Annotated in this window: 14 protein-coding genes; 3 read left to right on the top strand and 11 right to left on the bottom strand. The window is 61.7% G+C overall.

Features of this window, described 5'->3' with window-relative positions; genetic code table 11:
• Positions 1–14: 14 nt before the first annotated feature.
• Genes ccoP through ccoN form a run of 4 tightly spaced genes read right to left on the bottom strand, consistent with a single transcriptional unit; the run spans position 15 to position 3437 of the window.
• Positions 15–890, bottom strand: a complete 876-nt coding sequence (gene ccoP / locus VSX56_RS03595) for a cytochrome-c oxidase, cbb3-type subunit III (protein ID WP_350934904.1) — start codon at positions 888–890, stop codon at positions 15–17.
• Entirely contained in the window at positions 887–1087 is a 201-nt protein-coding gene (locus tag VSX56_RS03590; protein WP_339113542.1) for a cbb3-type cytochrome oxidase subunit 3, read from the bottom strand. The genes ccoP and VSX56_RS03590 overlap by 4 nt, the downstream gene beginning before the upstream one ends.
• 10 nt (positions 1088–1097) lie before the next feature.
• Positions 1098–1826, bottom strand: a complete 729-nt coding sequence (gene ccoO, locus VSX56_RS03585; RefSeq protein ID WP_339113543.1) for a cytochrome-c oxidase, cbb3-type subunit II — start codon at positions 1824–1826, stop codon at positions 1098–1100.
• Positions 1827–1838: 12 nt separating this feature from the next.
• Positions 1839–3437, bottom strand: a complete 1599-nt coding sequence (gene ccoN / locus VSX56_RS03580) for a cytochrome-c oxidase, cbb3-type subunit I (protein WP_350934902.1) — start codon at positions 3435–3437, stop codon at positions 1839–1841.
• Between the two features lie 213 nt (positions 3438–3650).
• On the opposite strand from ccoN, the gene VSX56_RS03575 reads away from it, so the two are divergent.
• Positions 3651–4490 (top strand): universal stress protein, encoded by an 840-nt coding sequence (locus VSX56_RS03575; protein WP_339113545.1) that lies wholly within the window; start codon positions 3651–3653, stop codon positions 4488–4490.
• Positions 4491–4642: 152 nt separating this feature from the next.
• Positions 4643–5056 (top strand): hypothetical protein, encoded by a 414-nt coding sequence (locus VSX56_RS03570; protein WP_339113546.1) that lies wholly within the window; start codon positions 4643–4645, stop codon positions 5054–5056.
• Positions 5057–5123: 67 nt separating this feature from the next.
• Here the strand turns inward: VSX56_RS03570 and VSX56_RS03565 are convergent, their stop codons facing one another.
• Both VSX56_RS03565 and fnrL read right to left on the bottom strand, forming a co-directional pair.
• Complete coding sequence (locus VSX56_RS03565; protein WP_350934899.1) at positions 5124–6032, bottom strand: PhzF family phenazine biosynthesis protein; 909 nt, start codon at positions 6030–6032, stop codon at positions 5124–5126.
• The gene (gene fnrL / locus VSX56_RS03560) at positions 6013–6759 is read right to left on the bottom strand and encodes a transcriptional regulator FnrL (protein WP_350935193.1); all 747 of its coding nucleotides are present in this window, start codon (positions 6757–6759) and stop codon (positions 6013–6015) included. The genes VSX56_RS03565 and fnrL overlap by 20 nt, the downstream gene beginning before the upstream one ends.
• Positions 6760–6814: 55 nt before the next feature.
• Here fnrL and hemN point away from each other — a divergent pair, with 55 nt between their 5' ends.
• The gene (gene hemN / locus VSX56_RS03555; RefSeq protein ID WP_350934896.1) at positions 6815–8170 is read left to right on the top strand and encodes an oxygen-independent coproporphyrinogen III oxidase; all 1356 of its coding nucleotides are present in this window, start codon (positions 6815–6817) and stop codon (positions 8168–8170) included.
• Between the two features lie 97 nt (positions 8171–8267).
• On the opposite strand, the gene VSX56_RS03550 is transcribed toward hemN, so the two are convergent.
• From VSX56_RS03550 to VSX56_RS03530, 5 genes are read right to left on the bottom strand one after another with little or no spacing between them, the layout of a single operon-like run.
• Entirely contained in the window at positions 8268–9515 is a 1248-nt protein-coding gene (locus VSX56_RS03550) for a glycosyltransferase (protein ID WP_350934894.1), read from the bottom strand.
• The gene (locus VSX56_RS03545) at positions 9512–11095 is read right to left on the bottom strand and encodes an ABC transporter ATP-binding protein (RefSeq protein ID WP_350934892.1); all 1584 of its coding nucleotides are present in this window, start codon (positions 11093–11095) and stop codon (positions 9512–9514) included. Before VSX56_RS03545 ends, VSX56_RS03550 begins: the two co-directional genes overlap by 4 nt.
• Positions 11092–12198: an ABC transporter permease gene (locus VSX56_RS03540; RefSeq protein WP_339113552.1), complete on the bottom strand. Its 1107-nt coding sequence runs from the start codon at positions 12196–12198 to the stop codon at positions 11092–11094. The genes VSX56_RS03545 and VSX56_RS03540 overlap by 4 nt, the downstream gene beginning before the upstream one ends.
• Position 12199: 1 nt before the next feature.
• Positions 12200–13396: a microcin C ABC transporter permease YejB gene (locus tag VSX56_RS03535; RefSeq protein ID WP_339113553.1), complete on the bottom strand. Its 1197-nt coding sequence runs from the start codon at positions 13394–13396 to the stop codon at positions 12200–12202.
• A 39-nt stretch (positions 13397–13435) separates the two neighbouring features.
• Entirely contained in the window at positions 13436–15346 is a 1911-nt protein-coding gene (locus tag VSX56_RS03530) for an extracellular solute-binding protein (protein ID WP_350934889.1), read from the bottom strand.
• Positions 15347–15453 lie beyond the last annotated feature (107 nt).

The following is a 15453-nucleotide window of genomic DNA, read 5'->3' as shown; positions in this document are numbered from 1 at the left end:
TGGTGGGGAGCGGCTTACTGCCCGCCCCCGAGCCCGTGGACATAAGAGGCCACTGCGCGGATCTCGGCCTCGCTCAGGCGGGCGTTCCAGTTGGGCATGACGCCTGCGCGGGCCTCACGGACCGTTTGGGTAAGGGTTGCGACATCGCCTCCATAGAGCCAGACCGCATCCGTCAGATTGGGTGCGCCCTGCGACGGGTCGCCCTTGCCCGCATCACCATGGCAGGCGGTGCAATTCTCGGCAAAGACGGTGGCCCCTTCGGAGGCCAGCGCCGGATCGGCCTCCTGCCCCGAAATCTGGCGGACAAACTGCACCACCTGATCGATCTGCACCTCTTCCAGAATGCCATCCGTTCCAAAAGCGGGCATCTGGCTGAAGCGCGCCTCGGGGTCATCCGCATTACGGATACCATGGGTTACGGTGGTGTAGATATCACCGATCCTGCCGCCCCAGAGCCAGTCGCTATCGAGCAGGTTCGGATAGCCCAGCCCCTGCTGGCCGCCCGCCCCCGCACCATGGCATTGCGCACACCATGTCTGGAAGACGGCCGCGCCCGCATTCTGGGTATAGTTCGCAAGCTCCGGATCGGAGGCGATCGCCCCCAGATCCGCGGCCACGAGCCGCGCCTCGACGGGTGCATTCATCGCGTCGAACCGCTCCAGATCGGCGGCCAGATCGGCACGGGTCGATTTGTGCAACAAACCCGGTGTCGCCCCATTCAGGAGCGGCCATGCGGGCATCGCGACCGTATAGCCGAGCGCGAAAAGGATGCAGGCATAGAAGGTCCAGAGCCACCAACGCGGTAGCGGATTGTTGAACTCCTCGATTCCGTTCCAGCTATGGCCGGTCGTCGACGGGTCGTCGGGCAGGTTCTTGTTCAGCTTGCTCATTGATCCAACTCCCTTTTGGCCAACCCGCTTGGGGCCGTTGCGGGATGGTCCTCGTGGCGGAAGGGAATGGCGGCACTGTCGGCCTGCGATTTGCGCGCTCCCGGACGGAAGGCCCAGAGGATGGCAATCACGAACATCGCCACCATGAACAGGAGCATCCAGCTATCGGCGAATTCGCGGAAGATATGATAATCCATCTCGCTCTCCTCAGCGGCTCGGTGCGGGTTCGAAGGTCGAGAAATCGACCATCGTGCCCAGCACCTGCAGGTAGGCCACCAGCGCATCCATCTCGGTCACGGCGGGCTGGCCATCGAAATTGCGCACATTCACCCGCGCGTCATAGCGGGCGAAAAGACCATCGGTATCGGCATAGGGGTCCAGCTGGGCCGCGAAATCCGTCTTGGCCGCCTCGATCATGTCGGAGGTATAGGGCACCCCGACCAACGCGTCGGTTTCCAGACGTTCTTCCAGATGGCCGGTGTCGAGGAGCCTATGCTTGAGGAAGCCGTATTTCGGCATCACCGATTCCGGCACCACCGATTGCGGGTCGCTCAGGTGATCGACATGCCACGCATCCGAATAGCGCCCGCCAACCCGCGCCAGATCGGGGCCGGTGCGCTTGGAGCCCCATTGGAACGGGTGGTCATACATCGATTCTGCGGCCAGCGAGTAATGCCCGTAGCGCTCGTATTCGTCACGCATCGGACGGATCATCTGGCTGTGGCAGACATAGCAACCCTCGCGGATATAGATATCGCGACCGGTCAGCTCGAGCGGAGTGTAGGGACGCACGCCCTCGACCTTCTCGATCGTGTTCTCGAGATAGAAGAGTGGGGCGATTTCAACGATGCCGCCGATAGTGACCACGAGGAAGGAGCCGATCAAAAGGAGCGTCGCGTTCTTCTCGATGATCCCGTGTTTATCCAGAATGGACATAGACCTATCTCCTTACTCTGCCGCAACGGCGTGGGCGGCAACGCGCGCTTTCGGTTGCTTGGCGACCGTCGCCCAGAGGTTCCATGCCATGATCAGCGAGCCGGTCAGATACATCACGCCCCCCAGAGCCCGGACGACATACATCGGGAATTTGGCAGCCACCGTGTCGGCGAAGGAGTTCACGAGGAAGCCCTGCGCATCGACCTCGCGCCACATCAGGCCCTCCATGATCCCCGTGACCCACATCGAGGCCGCGTAGAGCACGATCCCGATAGTGGCGAGCCAGAAATGCCAGCTTACGGCTTTGAGCGAATAGAGCGCCTCGCGTTTCCACAGTTTCGGCACAAGGAAATAGAGCATCCCGAAGGTGATCATCCCGTTCCAGCCGAGCGCGCCCGAATGCACATGGCCGATGGTCCAGTCGGTATAATGCGAGAGCGAGTTGACCGCCTTGATCGACATCATCGGGCCCTCGAAGGTGGACATGCCGTAAAAGCCGATCGACACCACCATCATGCGGATCACCGGATCGGTGCGCAGCTTGTCCCAGGCGCCCGAGAGCGTCATCAGACCGTTGATCATACCGCCCCACGAGGGCATCCACAGCATGATCGAGAACACCATCCCCAGCGTCGAGGCCCAATCGGGCAGCGCGGTATAATGCAGATGGTGCGGACCAGCCCAGATATAGAGGAAGATCAGCGCCCAGAAGTGGATGATCGAGAGTTTGTAGGAATAGACGGGACGCCCCGCCTGTTTGGGCACGAAGTAATACATCATGCCGAGGAAGCCTGCGGTCAGGAAGAAGCCCACCGCGTTATGGCCATACCACCATTGCGTCATCGCATCCTGCACACCCGCAAACAGCTGCACCGATTTCGACCCGAAGACCGACACGGGCACCGCGAGATTATTGACGATATGCAGCATTGCCACGGTCACGATGAAAGAGAGGTAGAACCAGTTGGCCACATAGATATGTGGCTCGCGGCGCTTGAGGATCGTGCCGAGGAAGGTGATCAGATAAGCCACCCAGACCACGGTCAGCCACAGGTCCACATACCATTCGGGCTCGGCATATTCCTTCGATTGCGTGGCCCCGAGGATATAGCCCGAGGCCGCCAGAACGATGAACAGGTTATAGCCCCAGAACACGAACCAGCCGAGGCTGCCGCCAAAGAGATGTGCGGCGGAAGTCCGTTGCACCACATAGTAGGACGACGCGATCAGGGCGTTACCGCCAAAGGCGAAGATCACCGCCGATGTGTGCAGCGGGCGCAGCTTTCCGAAATTCAGATAGCCCTGAGCCCATTCGAAATTCAGCGCCGGAAAGGCCAGCTGGAAGGCGATAAAGACCGCGACCAGAAACCCCACGAGCCCCCAGAATACCGTCGCCACCACGCCATAGCGGATGACACTATCGAAATACTCGGTCTGCGAGACGGGGCTGGTTTTCTCCATGCCCCGCATCACCCAGATCAATGCGATCACTGCCGCCACGAATACTTCGATCGCATTCACGGTATAGGCGAGATCGCGACCATAGCTTGCGGCGATCGCCGCCAGAACGGCGACAAGGCCCAGCATGGCAAGCTTGAGGTAATCCCACATATTGCGTCCCTTTGTCTTATTCTGCCCTGCACGAAGGAATGCGGGCACGACTTCAGTCCCTTTTGCGGGGAGGCCGATCACACTGCCTTGATCTGCATCAACTGTTCGGGAGCATAAAAAACGGGTCTGCGATCCATGATTTGATCTTGGTCAAAGTCGCCGATCGCAAGCAGGCCTATGATCGTCGGTGAAATCAAACGACGAGGCAAAGCCATGTCCTACAAAACCATTCTTTCTATCGTTACCGATCTCGACGCGGCCAAAGCCCAGCTGGACGCCGCTATCGTGATGGCGCGCCAGGAGCAGGCACATCTGGATGTGCTGTGCCTGGGCGTCGATGTCTCGCAGACCGGATATTACTACGCGGGCGCCACGGCCTATGTCCAGAAAGAGGTCATCGAGCAGGCACAGGACGAGGCCGCCAAGGTCGAGGCCGGTGTGCTGGCGCGGCTGAAAAACGAGGATATCCGCTGGGCCACCGAGACGATGGTCGTGCAGCTTGGCGCCATCGCGCCTGCCGTGGCGCTGCGGGCGCGCTTTGCCGATCTGGTGGTGATGGGCCGCCCCTATGGCGAGGATCGTGGTCAGGAGATCGAGGCGGCCATCGAGGCGGCGCTCTTCGAGGGCAATGTGCCCGTGCTGATCGTGCCCGATGATTTCAATGGCCGTCTCAGCGGGCGCCGTGTGGTGGTGGCATGGAACGGCTCGGACGAGTCGCTCGATGCCGTGCGCGATGCGCTGCCGCTCCTCAAAGCCGCCGAGAAGGTTGATATAACGGTCATCGCGCCGCCCGCCCACGGGCCTGAACGCGCCGATCCGGGTTCGGCGCTCTGCCAGATGCTGGTGCGTCACGGGGTGGCCGCCGAGGTGACGGTTCTGCCCAAGACCATGCCGCGCATCTCCGACGTGCTGAATCGCCATGTCAGCGATACCAGCGCCGATATGATCGTGATGGGTGCCTATGGCCATTCGCGCTTCCGCGAGGCGATTCTGGGTGGGGCCACCCGCCATATGCTGGAGATGGCCGATGTTCCGGTGCTGATGTCGCACTGACCGACGGCCTGGCGGACCGGCGGAAATACACCGGATATGATCCCGACGGGCGGCTTCTTGCCGCCCGTTCTGCTGTGGGCTGGACAGTTCGGGCTGCAGCTCCAATGGTTTATTCCGATCCTGATGACTGTATATCCGACCGGAGGAATTCGATGAGACCCTTGGCCCTTCCGCTTCTGGCGACCCTGACGCTTGCCGCCTGCATGCCGCCCGGAGGTGCCAGCCAGAGCGCCGACAAGATGGCCGCCGGACCGATCCCCGCGGGGTTTCAAGGCCGCTGGGGCATGAGCCTCAATGATTGCACCCCCGGTCGTGATGATGCCAAGGGGCTGATGAGCGTCAGCGCCGACACCCTCACCTTCTACGAATCGCGCGGCGTGTTGACCGAACCGCAGGAACAGCAACCGGCCCGCCTGTCCGGCATGTTCGACTTTACCGGCGAGGGACAGTCTTGGTCCTATCACGAGCTTCTCGAACTGAAGGATGACGGCCAAACCCTGATCCGCACCGAGACCGGTGATGGCGCAGCGCCTGCGCCCCTGCGTTATATGCGCTGCCCCGCCTGACGGGGCACCTCAGGCCCGTAGTTAGCAGACCCGTATGGAACAGGCCCGTAGTTAACAGGTCAAAGCGTCAGAGGGCGGGCACCCTGATGCGGCCCTGCGAGATCTCGACCGCCGAGCCCGAGACATGGACCGCGCTCAGTGCGCCGTCCTTGCAGATGATCCGTAGTCCCAGCTCGGAGGGGCGGCCCATCTCGACACCCTGACGCAGCGAGAGCCGCGTCTCGCCCTCGGCCAGGGCCCCCATCGCCAGAAGCTGCGCGGCAAACAGCGCCGTAGCCGAACCGGTGGCGGGATCCTCGGGGATCCCGCCACCGGGGTCGAACATCCGCGCCTGCCAGCTTTGCGCGCCGGTCTGCGCATAAACATAGACCCCGCCCGCCGAAAGCGCGGTCTGCACCGTGTCGAACGCGGGTTGCATGGGACGCGCACGGCCCAGGGCTTCGGTATCCGTCACCCCGATAAAGGCAAAGCTCGGCCCGCCCGAGATCACGGCCATCGACTCGGCGCGCAGGTCCTGCGGACTGATCCCCAAAGCCTCGGCACAGGCCCCGTGGGAGGCTGCCTGCGGCTGGATCTCGGGCAGAACGGATGCCTGGAACTCGGCCCGGAGCGCACCGTCCTTGCGAGTTACATGCACGGGAACCAGCCCCGCCTCTTCTTCCAGCACCAGCACGCGGTCGAAATCCCCCTCGCCCGCATCCTGCGTGGCCAGCCAGATCGCACAGCCCAATGTCGGATGGCCGGCAAAAGGCATCTCGCCCCCCGGATAGAAGATTCGCACCCGCGCGCGATGCGCCGGATCGGCGGGCGGCAGCACGAAGATGGTCTCCGATAGGTTGAACTCGCGCGTGATCGCCTGCATCTGCGCCGTGCCCAGCCCGCAGGCATCGGGCAGAAGCGCCAGCGGATTTCCGGCAAAGGGCCTGTCGGTGAACACGTCGAGCGTCACAAAGTCCCTAGTTGAACAATCCGCCATCGGCATCATCCCCCGCTTCCAGCAACAGCGCCTCCATATCGGGCACCGTCACATGGCGCTTGCCATCCAGTATAATGACCCCGTCGCGCTTGAGCGCCGAAATCTGGCGCGAGACGGTTTCGAGCGTCAGCCCCAGATAATCCGCCATCGCCTCGCGGGTCAGCGGCAGATCGAAGGTCATGCTCTCGGACGGGTTCTTCATCTGCAAGGACGCATTGCGCCGCGCGATGATCGACAGAAGCGAGGCGATCTTTTCCCGCGCGGTCTTGCGGCCCAGCAGAAGCATCCACTCGCGCGCGGCATCCAGCTCGTCGAGCGTCATTTGCAACAGGCGCTGCGCCAGATGCGGTGTGCGCTCGATCATCGCTTCAAAAGGTTTGCGCCGGAAGCAGCACATCAGAACATCGGTGGTCGCGGTCACGTTATAAGCCGCCGTCGTGCGCCCCGGACGGCCCACGAAATCCGAGGGCAGCAACAGCCCCACCATCTGCGTTCGACCGTCCTCCATCGCCTGCGTGATGGTGGCGATCCCTGTCACCACTGAGGCCACGAATTCCATATCATCACCGGCCCAGACGATGGTCTGACCCGCCTCGTAGGTGCGGTAGAATTTGATCTTCTCGAGATCGGACACTTCATCCGGCGTGCAACGCGCACAGACCGCCCGATGGCGGATCGTGCAGTCGCCGCATTGCAGCGTGACCGATGGCACTTCGTCTTTCGTAATGGACATTTGATATGGGTCAATTTCTGTTGCGCGTTGATATCGTAACGATAGGCGCATGGAACATAAATCGCAACTCGCCCGTCTCGGATTGTTCGACGCGCGCGTCCCCCGTTACACAAGCTATCCGACGGCCCCGCATTTCAATGCGGATGTGGGACCGCAGACGTTCTCCTCCTGGATCGAGGCGATCCCTGCGGGAAGCGCAATCTCGCTCTACATGCATGTGCCCTTCTGCCGCAGGCTGTGCTGGTTCTGCGCCTGTCGCACGCAGGGCACACAAAGCGCCGAGCCGGTGCAAGCCTATTCCGAGGTGCTCCTGCGCGAGTTGAAGATGCTGAAAGAGCGTCTTGCCCCCGGCGTGACGCTCTCGCGGCTGCATTGGGGCGGCGGCACGCCCACCCTTATGCCTGCCGGTATGATGGCCCGTCTGGCCGAAGCCACGTTCGAGGCCGTCCCGCTGGCCGAGGGGGCGGAATTTTCGGTCGAGATCGACCCCTGCGAGATCGATGCGGCCCGCCTTGATGCGCTGGCTGGTGCGGGCATGAACCGTGCCTCGATCGGGGTGCAGGATTTCGACCCCGAGATCCAGAAGATCATCGGCCGCGAGCAGAGTTTCGAGGAGACCGCCCGCGCCGTCGAGATGATCCGTGCCCGCGGTATCGCGAGCCTGAATGCCGATATCCTCTTCGGTCTGCCGCGCCAGACGCCCGAGAAGATCTCCGCCTCGGTGCAGAAGCTCCTGTCCCTCGCCCCCGACCGCGTGGCGCTCTATGGCTATGCCCATGTGCCATGGATGGCACGGCGCCAGAACATGCTGCCCTCCGACGAGTTACCGACGCCCGAGGAACGGCTCGACCTGTTCGACCGTGCCGCGATACTGTTCCGGGCCGATGGTTACCATGCGATCGGCATCGACCATTTTGCGCTGCCCGCGGACGGGCTGGCTGTCGCTCAGCGCACAGGCCGCCTCCGGCGGAATTTCCAGGGCTATACCGACGATCAGGCGGAGGTTCTGGTCGGGCTTGGCGCAAGCGCCATCTCGCGCTTCCCGCAGGGCTATGCACAGAATGCTCCGGCCACCGGAAAATATGTGGGCGCCATACGCGAGGGCCGTTTCTCGACCGCGCGCGGGCATAAGCTCTCGTCCGAAGATCAGCTACGGGCGCGGATTATCGAGGCGCTGATGTGCGATTTCGAATTGAAGACGGATGAATTGATCCGGACCCATGATGTGTCACTGGCGCAGTTGAGCCAGATGCTGGGCCAGTGCGCGGCCGAATTCGAAGATTGCGTCGAGATGACTCCGTCCGGGCTGCGCATTCCAGAGAAGGGCCGCCCGCTCACCCGCCTGATCGCCCGGCATTTCGACGCCTATGATTTGTCGAGAGCGGGTCACAGCTCTGCCATTTGAGTGCCACGCAAGAGGCCGGGGCTGGAGGGGGCTCTGCCCCCGACCGAATTGCGGCGGGGCTCAATGCCCCGCTGCAATTCGGCCCCCCCGGGATATTTCAGGACGCTGGAAGCGCGCGATCCGGCCCCTGTCCAGCCGTCTCGACGAACTCCACCAGTCTCGGCAGGCAGTAGCGTTTGAGATCATAGCGCTCCACCATCGCGCGGCGCGCGGCCACCCGTTGCGGAATGAATCTTTCGGACGAGGAAAGCGCCTCGGTCAGCCGTGCGGACCAGCCCTTGATATCGAAGAAATCAACCAGATGGCCGGTCTCGCCATGGCGGATCATCTCCCGCACAGGCGCAGTATCCGAGCCGATAACATGACAGCCCACGCTCATGCTTTCCATCAGCGACCAACTCAGGACGAAGGGATAGGTCAGATAGGCATGCACGCGACTGACCTGTAACATCTTGATATATCTGTCATAGGGGATGCGGCCCAGAAAATGCACACGCGCCAGATCCAGCCGGTCGCGCACCTCGTTCAGGTAGCGTTCCTTCCAGCTGATCCCGTCTGTTGGCGCCGCACCATAGCTCTGCCCCTCCTCGCCGACGATCAGCACATGCGCTTGGGGCCGCGCCGCCAGCACATCGGGCAGCGCCCGCATGAAGCTGTGATACCCGCGGTAAGGTTCGAGCGAGCGGTTCACGAAGGTGATCACCTCATCCCCCGGCCGGAAGCTCACCCCCTTTTCGGGGATCTCGAAGACAGCATACGGGTCCGGACAGAGCCTGTCGGTATCCACCCCATCATGACAGACCGTAATCTTGGAACGGAATTCGGGTTGAAAGGTATCGGCCTGGAATTGCGTCGGACAGAGGGCGGCATCCGCCTGGGCGATAGTCTGGATCAGATGGGCAGAGCGTGCCACCGTCGAGATCCGGCTGTCGAACCCGTCGCGGGCGAATTCGGGGTCGAAATCGGTATCGAGCCCCGTTGTCCGATACATCAACTCACCATAGACCAGCAGCCGCGCCTCGGGCCATATCTCGCGCAGATAGAGCGTCTCGCCCCAGCCGGGATGGCCGAAGATCACATCCGGCACGTAGCCATGATCGCGGCGCATCTGGCGCGCGGCCCGTGCCGCTCGCAACCCGCGTTCGGAGACCTGCGCATACATGCGGGTCAGCCGCGAGGACAATGTGATCTCTTGCGGTTCACGGTATTTGACCACTCTCACCGGCGAGGGGCGGTTGTTCTTTTCCGCCGTCAGGGCCGTCACCTCATGTCCACGCGCCTGCAAGGCCGGGGCCAGATGCGGAAACTGGCCCGGAAAGTTCTGGTGGACAAAGAGGATTTTCAAACAGTCTCTCCGAGGGCTGCGGCCATAAGGTTGCGGGTATAGCCGGATTTCGGGTTGGCGAAGACATCCTCCGCTCGCCCCTGCTCGACCACTTCGCCGCGTTTCATCACCATCACCTTATGACTCAAGGCCCTAACCACCCGTAAATCGTGACTAATGAAAAGATAGGCCAGCCCGTGCTTGCGCTGTAGATCGCGCAAAAGGTCGACGATCTGCACCTGCACCGTCATGTCGAGTGCCGAGGTCGGCTCGTCGAGCACCACCACCTTGGGGCGCAGGATCATGGCGCGCGCAATGGCGATCCTCTGGCGCTGCCCGCCCGAGAACTCATGCGGATAGCGATGCATCGCTTCGGGGGGCAGACCGACCTCGGTCATGATCTCGGCCACCATCTCGGTGCGGTCACGACCAGGCTCGACCCCGTGCACGGTCAGCCCCTCGGCGATGATCTGCTCGACGGTCATCCGCGGGCTGAGCGAGCCGAACGGATCCTGGAACACGATCTGCATGTCGCGGCGCAGCGCCCGCAGGCGCTTGCCTTCCCATGCGGCGATATTCTCGCCCGCATAGATGATCGGCCCATCGCTCTCGATCAGCCGCATGATGGCCAATGCCAGCGTGGTCTTGCCCGAGCCCGACTCGCCCACAATGCCCAAGGTTTCCCCTGCCCGCACCGAAAGCGATGCGCCATTGACGGCCTTCACATGGCCGGTGACCTTGCGCAAAAGCCCGCGCTTGACCGGAAACCAGATCTTGAGATCCTCGGTGCGCACCAGCTCGGGCGCACCTTCGGGCACAGGCTCGGCAGTGCCTTTGGGTTCGGCCGCCAGAAGCTTGCGCGTATAGGCGTGCTGAGGATTAGCGAAGATCTCCTCGGCCGTCCCCTGCTCGACGATCTCGCCATTCTGCATCACGCAGACACGGTCGGCGATGCGGCGCACCACGCCCAGATCATGGCTGATGAACAGAAGGCTCATCCCCATATCGCGTTTCAGATCCGCAAGCAGTTCGAGGATCTGCGCCTCGATCGTCACATCAAGCGCGGTGGTCGGCTCATCTGCAATCAGCAGATCCGGCCCATTGGCCAGTGCCATCGCGATCATCACCCGCTGGCGCTGCCCGCCCGAGAGCTGGTGCGGATAATCGGCCAGACGGCTCTCGGGGTCGGGGATACCGACCTTATCCAAAAGCTCGATGATCCGCGCCTTGGCTTGCGCGCCCCGCACCCCCTGATGCAACGCCAAGCTCTCGCCCAGCTGTTTTTCCAGCGTATGGAGCGGGTTGAGCGAGGTCATCGGCTCCTGAAAGATGAAGCTGATGTCATTGCCGCGCACCTTGCGCAGAAGGCGCTCGGGCGCGCCCACCATCTCTTGGCCCTTATAGCGCACAGACCCTGTCAGATGGGCATTCGGCCCCAGAAGCTGCACCGAGGACAGCGCGGTGATCGACTTGCCCGAACCACTCTCGCCCACCAGCGCCACGGTCTCTCCCTCGGCCACGGTGAAGCTTACGCCTTTCACCACCTCCGGCCCGCGACCGAAGCTGATCTTGAGGTCTTTGACATCGAGGATCGTGGTCATTGGAACACCTTGCGCGGGTCGAAGGCATCACGCACACCCTCGAAGATGAAGATCAGAAGTGACAGCATGGCCGCGAATGTGAAGAAGGCCGAGAGTCCGAGCCAAGGGGCCTGCAGGTTCTCCTTGCCCTGCTGCGCGAGTTCGCCCAGCGAGGGCGCCGAAGAGGGCAGCCCGTAGCCAAGGTAATCGAGCGATGCCAGCATCGAGATTGTCGCGGTCACCACGAAGGGCAGCATGGTCAGCGTCGCGACCATCGCATTGGGCAGGATATGGCGGCGCATGATGGTGCCATCTGTCACGCCCAAGGCGCGCGCGGCGCGCACATATTCGAAGTTCCGTGCCCGCAGGAACTCGGCGCGCACCACCCCCACCAAGGCGGGCCAGCCGAAGAGGATCGAGACAAAGACCAGAAGCCAGAAGCTCCGCCCCAGAATGGCGAAGAGGATGATGATGACATAGAGCGAGGGCGTCGAGGCCCAGATCTCCAGAAGCCGCTGGAAGACAATATCGACCTTGCCGCCGAAATAGCCCTGCACCGCCCCCGCCGCGATCCCGATCAGCGAGCCCACGCCGGTGACGATCAGCGTGAACAGGATCGAGGTGCGGAAGCCGTAGATCACCCGCGCCAGGACGTCATGGGCAGTATTGTCAGTGCCCAGCCAGTGCTCGCCATCGGGGGGCGAGAACGCAGGGGCATCGTTGGAGATCGTGCGGTAATTATACCGGATCGGCGGCCAGATCATCCAACCAGTATCGACCTTCTCGCCATCAACGGTGCCCTTCTCCTGCGCCTCTTTCATATAGGCGTCAGGGTCATCCCAGCAGGCCTCGTTGCCGCCCGTGACAATCAGGCATTGCACCTCGGGCTCGCGGTAAACGGCCTCGGTGCGGAAATCGCCGCCAAAGGCCGTCTCGGGATAGAACTTATAGGCGGGGAAATAGTAATGCCCCTGATAGTTCACCACGATCGGTTTGTCATTGGCCAGCACCTCGGCAAAGAGCGAGGCGATAAAGAGCACCGTGAAGATGATCAGCGACCAGAGCGCCCGACGGTTGGCCTTGAAATTGGCCCAGCGGCGCTGGTTCAGCGGAGAGAGAGCCATCTCAGCCACCCCTCTTCTCGAAATCGATCCGTGGATCGACAAAGACATACATCAGGTCCGACAGGATCCCCACGACCAGCGAGATCAGCCCGAAGACATAGAGCGTGCCGAAGATCACCGGATAATTGCGCTCGACCGCCGCCTGAAAGCCCAGAAGCCCCAAGCCATCAAGCGAGAAGATCGTCTCCACGATGATCGAGGAGCCGAAGAACACGCCAAGGAAGGTCGCCGGAAAGCCCGCGATCACGATCAGCATCGCATTGCGGAACACATGGCCGTAAAGCACGCGATGTTCGGTCAGGCCCTTGGCGCGGGCGGTAACGACATATTGCTTGTTGATCTCGTCGAGGAAGGAGTTCTTGGTCAGAAGCGTCAGCGTGGCGAAGCTGGAGATCGTGATTGCCGTAATCGGCAGCACGATATGCCAGAGGTAATCCTTGGCCTTGCCCAAGGTGCTCAGCGCATCGAAATTATCCGAGGTCAGGCCGCGCAACGGGAACAGCCTGTAACAGGTCGGGTTCCAGCTTTCGGGGACAAACGGGATATGGAAGCAGTTACCCGAGACGAATAGCACCAGCAGAAGCACCGCAAACAGGAACCCCGGAATGGCATAGGCCACCACGATCACCGCCGAGGTCCATGTGTCGAAGGACGTGCCATCGCGCACCGCCTTGCGGATGCCCAGCGGGATCGAGATCAGATAGGCCAGAAGCGTCGACCAGAGCCCCAGCGTGATCGAGACCGGCATCTTCTCCATGATCAGCTGCATCACGGTCTCGTTGTGGAAATAGCTCTTGCCGAAATCGAAGGTCAGATAATGGCCCATCATGATGAAGAACCGCTCGACCGCGCCGATTTTCTCGGTGGTGCAGCCGGGGGCGCCGATGGTAGGCTCGCCCTGATGGCTCGCATCACAGACGATGCGCGAGAAGCCCATCTGCACCTCGAGCTGGGCAAGCTGCTGTGGCGAGATGCCCCGCGCACCCTGATAGCCGCCCTCTTCTACGCCCCCCTGACCGGCACCGGCATCGCCGCCGCCCGTGAGGTTGCGCATGCTATCGCCCGATCCCTCGACCCGCGCGAGGATCTGCTCGATCGGGCCACCGGGCACAAATTGCGTCAGGGTGAAGTTCACGATCATGATCCCGAGAAGTGTCGGTATCACGAGAAGCAACCGCTTCAGGATATAGGCGCCCATAAGTGGCCTCGCCCCTTTCTGCCCGTGCCCCGACCCGCGTTACAGCGCGCCGGAGGCCTTCAGTTTTTCTGCTTTTGCGGCGTCATACCACCAGAAATCCATCTCGCCCAGCGAATAGGGCGGCAGGGTCTCGGGGTGGTCATACATATCATAATAAGCGACCGTATAAGTGTTCTTGTACCATTGAGGCACCCAGAAGCGGATCGCCCGCAGCACGCGGTCCAGCGCATGGACGCGGGTGGTCAGCTCGTCCTCGGTCTGCGCCTGCTCGACCAGCGTGATCAGCTTGTCAACCGCCGGATTAGCAAGGCCCATCCCGTTGAACACATCGCCTGTGGATTTAGAGCCGAAATACTGCTGTAGCCCCGAGCCCGGCAGCAGATCCTGCCCCACCTGTCCGGTGATCATGTCATAATCATGGCTGCGGCGGCGGTTTTCATATTGCGCATCGTCGACCCGCTCGTTGACCGCCTCGATCCCCAGCTGTTTGAGGTTCTCGATATAGGGGTTGATGATCCGGTCGAAGCTCTGGCTGTCATTGAGAATATCAATATGCAGCACCTTGCCATCCTTGCGGCGCAGCCCGTCATCGCCCACGATCCAGCCCGCTTCCTCAAGGAGCTTGGCGGCCTTGCGCAGGTTCTTACGATCGAGCGGGCGATCCCCCGAGACCGGCGCCATCACCGCATCATCGGTAAGCACGCCTTCGGGCAGATCGGCCTTCAACGGTTCGAGGATCTTCAGCTCTTCGGGCGAGGGTTTGCCGGTCGCCTCCAGAGACGAGTTCTCCCAGATCGAATTCACCCGTTCGTAGAGCCCGTAGAACGGCGTTTTGTTCGACCATTCGAAATTGAAGGCAAGCCCCACGGCCTCGCGCACTTTCGGGTCTTCAAAGACCGGATGGCGCATGTTCAGCAGGAACGCCTGACCCGAGGCCACATTGCCATTGGGTAGCTCGGTCTTGATCACCTGCCCGTTCTCGACGGCAGGGAAGGTATAGCCCGTGGCCCATGTATTGGACGACGCCTCGTTGCGGAAGGTATAGATCCCCGCCTTGAACGCCTCGAATGCCGCGTTGTAATCGCCGAAATACTCGATGCGCAGCTTGTCGAAATTGCTGCGCCCCACATTGATCGGCAGATCCTCGCCCCAATAGTCGGGATTGCGCTTCCATGTGATCGTGCGGTTGTTCTTGTCGCTGTCATACATGTAGGGGCCGGTGCCCACCAGCGCCTCTGGGAAGGTCTTGTCGAGCGTCAGACCCAGCCGCTCGAACTGCTTTTGTTCAAAGACCGGCAGCCCGCCCACTAGCTGGATGATATCACGGCGCGGCGCATCGGGGGTGAAGGTGAATTTGATCGTCTTGTCATCAATCACCTCGGCCTTCGCCACCTGTTGCTCCAGCACCTGACGGAAGCTCGACAGCCCGTAATCACGCAGCTGCTCGTAGGAGAAGAGGATATCTCGGGCGCTCATCGGCGTGCCATCCGAGAAGGTGATGCCCTCACGCAGATGGAAGGTCACCCAATCCTTGCTCTCGGGATAGTCCATCGTGGTGCACATCAGGCAATAGGCCTGCCCCACGGTATCGGCAGTCGTCGCAAGGATGCTTTCCTGCGGCGCCGAAGACAACGCTGCCGCACGGCCCTGAATGGAATAGGGATTGTAGTTATCGAACGATCCCGTGGTCCATTCCGAGATCTCGCCGCCCTTGGGTGCACCGGGGTTCACATAGTCCAGATGTTTGAAATCCGCCGGATATTTCAGGTCGTTCAGGGTCGAGATGCCATAGGCCGAGATCACTGTCTGGCCGCCCTCCTGCGCCTCGCTCACCTCACCTGCCACATCTTGTGCGACTGCGGGTGTCCCCAAGGCCGCCATCATGGCGAAAGGCATCAGATACCGCCGCATTCCCTTCGGCTGCGCATAGGCCCTCGTCCGTTCCGGCATTCCTATCCCCTTTGCGTGATTTCCCTTGAATATAGGTAAAGGGCGGAACGGGCTGCTATCAAGTTGCTTCTCTGTGAAAGGCCTGTGAAATCATGATTTTCCCTGTC

Source organism: Thioclava kandeliae (assembly GCF_040297545.1).
GTDB lineage: Bacteria > Pseudomonadota > Alphaproteobacteria > Rhodobacterales > Rhodobacteraceae > Thioclava > Thioclava kandeliae.
Note: the sequence above shows the minus strand (reverse complement) of the source record. Positions and strands in the feature narration are given on the sequence as shown.

Excerpts from the sequence above, each read along its gene's own strand:
- ccoP (WP_350934904.1), bottom strand. The coding sequence starts at position 890 with ATGAGCAAGCTGAACAAGAACCTGCCCGACGACCCGTCGACGACCGGC.
- VSX56_RS03590 (WP_339113542.1), bottom strand. The coding sequence starts at position 1,087 with ATGGATTATCATATCTTCCGCGAATTCGCCGATAGCTGGATGCTCCTG.
- VSX56_RS03565 (WP_350934899.1), bottom strand. The coding sequence starts at position 6,032 with ATGGCGGATTGTTCAACTAGGGACTTTGTGACGCTCGACGTGTTCACC.
- VSX56_RS03535 (WP_339113553.1), bottom strand. The coding sequence starts at position 13,396 with ATGGGCGCCTATATCCTGAAGCGGTTGCTTCTCGTGATACCGACACTT.
- VSX56_RS03570 (WP_339113546.1), top strand. The coding sequence starts at position 4,643 with ATGAGACCCTTGGCCCTTCCGCTTCTGGCGACCCTGACGCTTGCCGCC.
- ccoN (WP_350934902.1), bottom strand. The coding sequence starts at position 3,437 with ATGTGGGATTACCTCAAGCTTGCCATGCTGGGCCTTGTCGCCGTTCTG.
- VSX56_RS03530 (WP_350934889.1), bottom strand. The coding sequence starts at position 15,346 with ATGCCGGAACGGACGAGGGCCTATGCGCAGCCGAAGGGAATGCGGCGG.
- ccoO (WP_339113543.1), bottom strand. The coding sequence starts at position 1,826 with ATGTCCATTCTGGATAAACACGGGATCATCGAGAAGAACGCGACGCTC.
- VSX56_RS03545 (WP_350934892.1), bottom strand. The coding sequence starts at position 11,095 with ATGACCACGATCCTCGATGTCAAAGACCTCAAGATCAGCTTCGGTCGC.
- VSX56_RS03575 (WP_339113545.1), top strand. The coding sequence starts at position 3,651 with ATGTCCTACAAAACCATTCTTTCTATCGTTACCGATCTCGACGCGGCC.
- VSX56_RS03540 (WP_339113552.1), bottom strand. The coding sequence starts at position 12,198 with ATGGCTCTCTCTCCGCTGAACCAGCGCCGCTGGGCCAATTTCAAGGCC.
- hemN (WP_350934896.1), top strand. The coding sequence starts at position 6,815 with ATGGAACATAAATCGCAACTCGCCCGTCTCGGATTGTTCGACGCGCGC.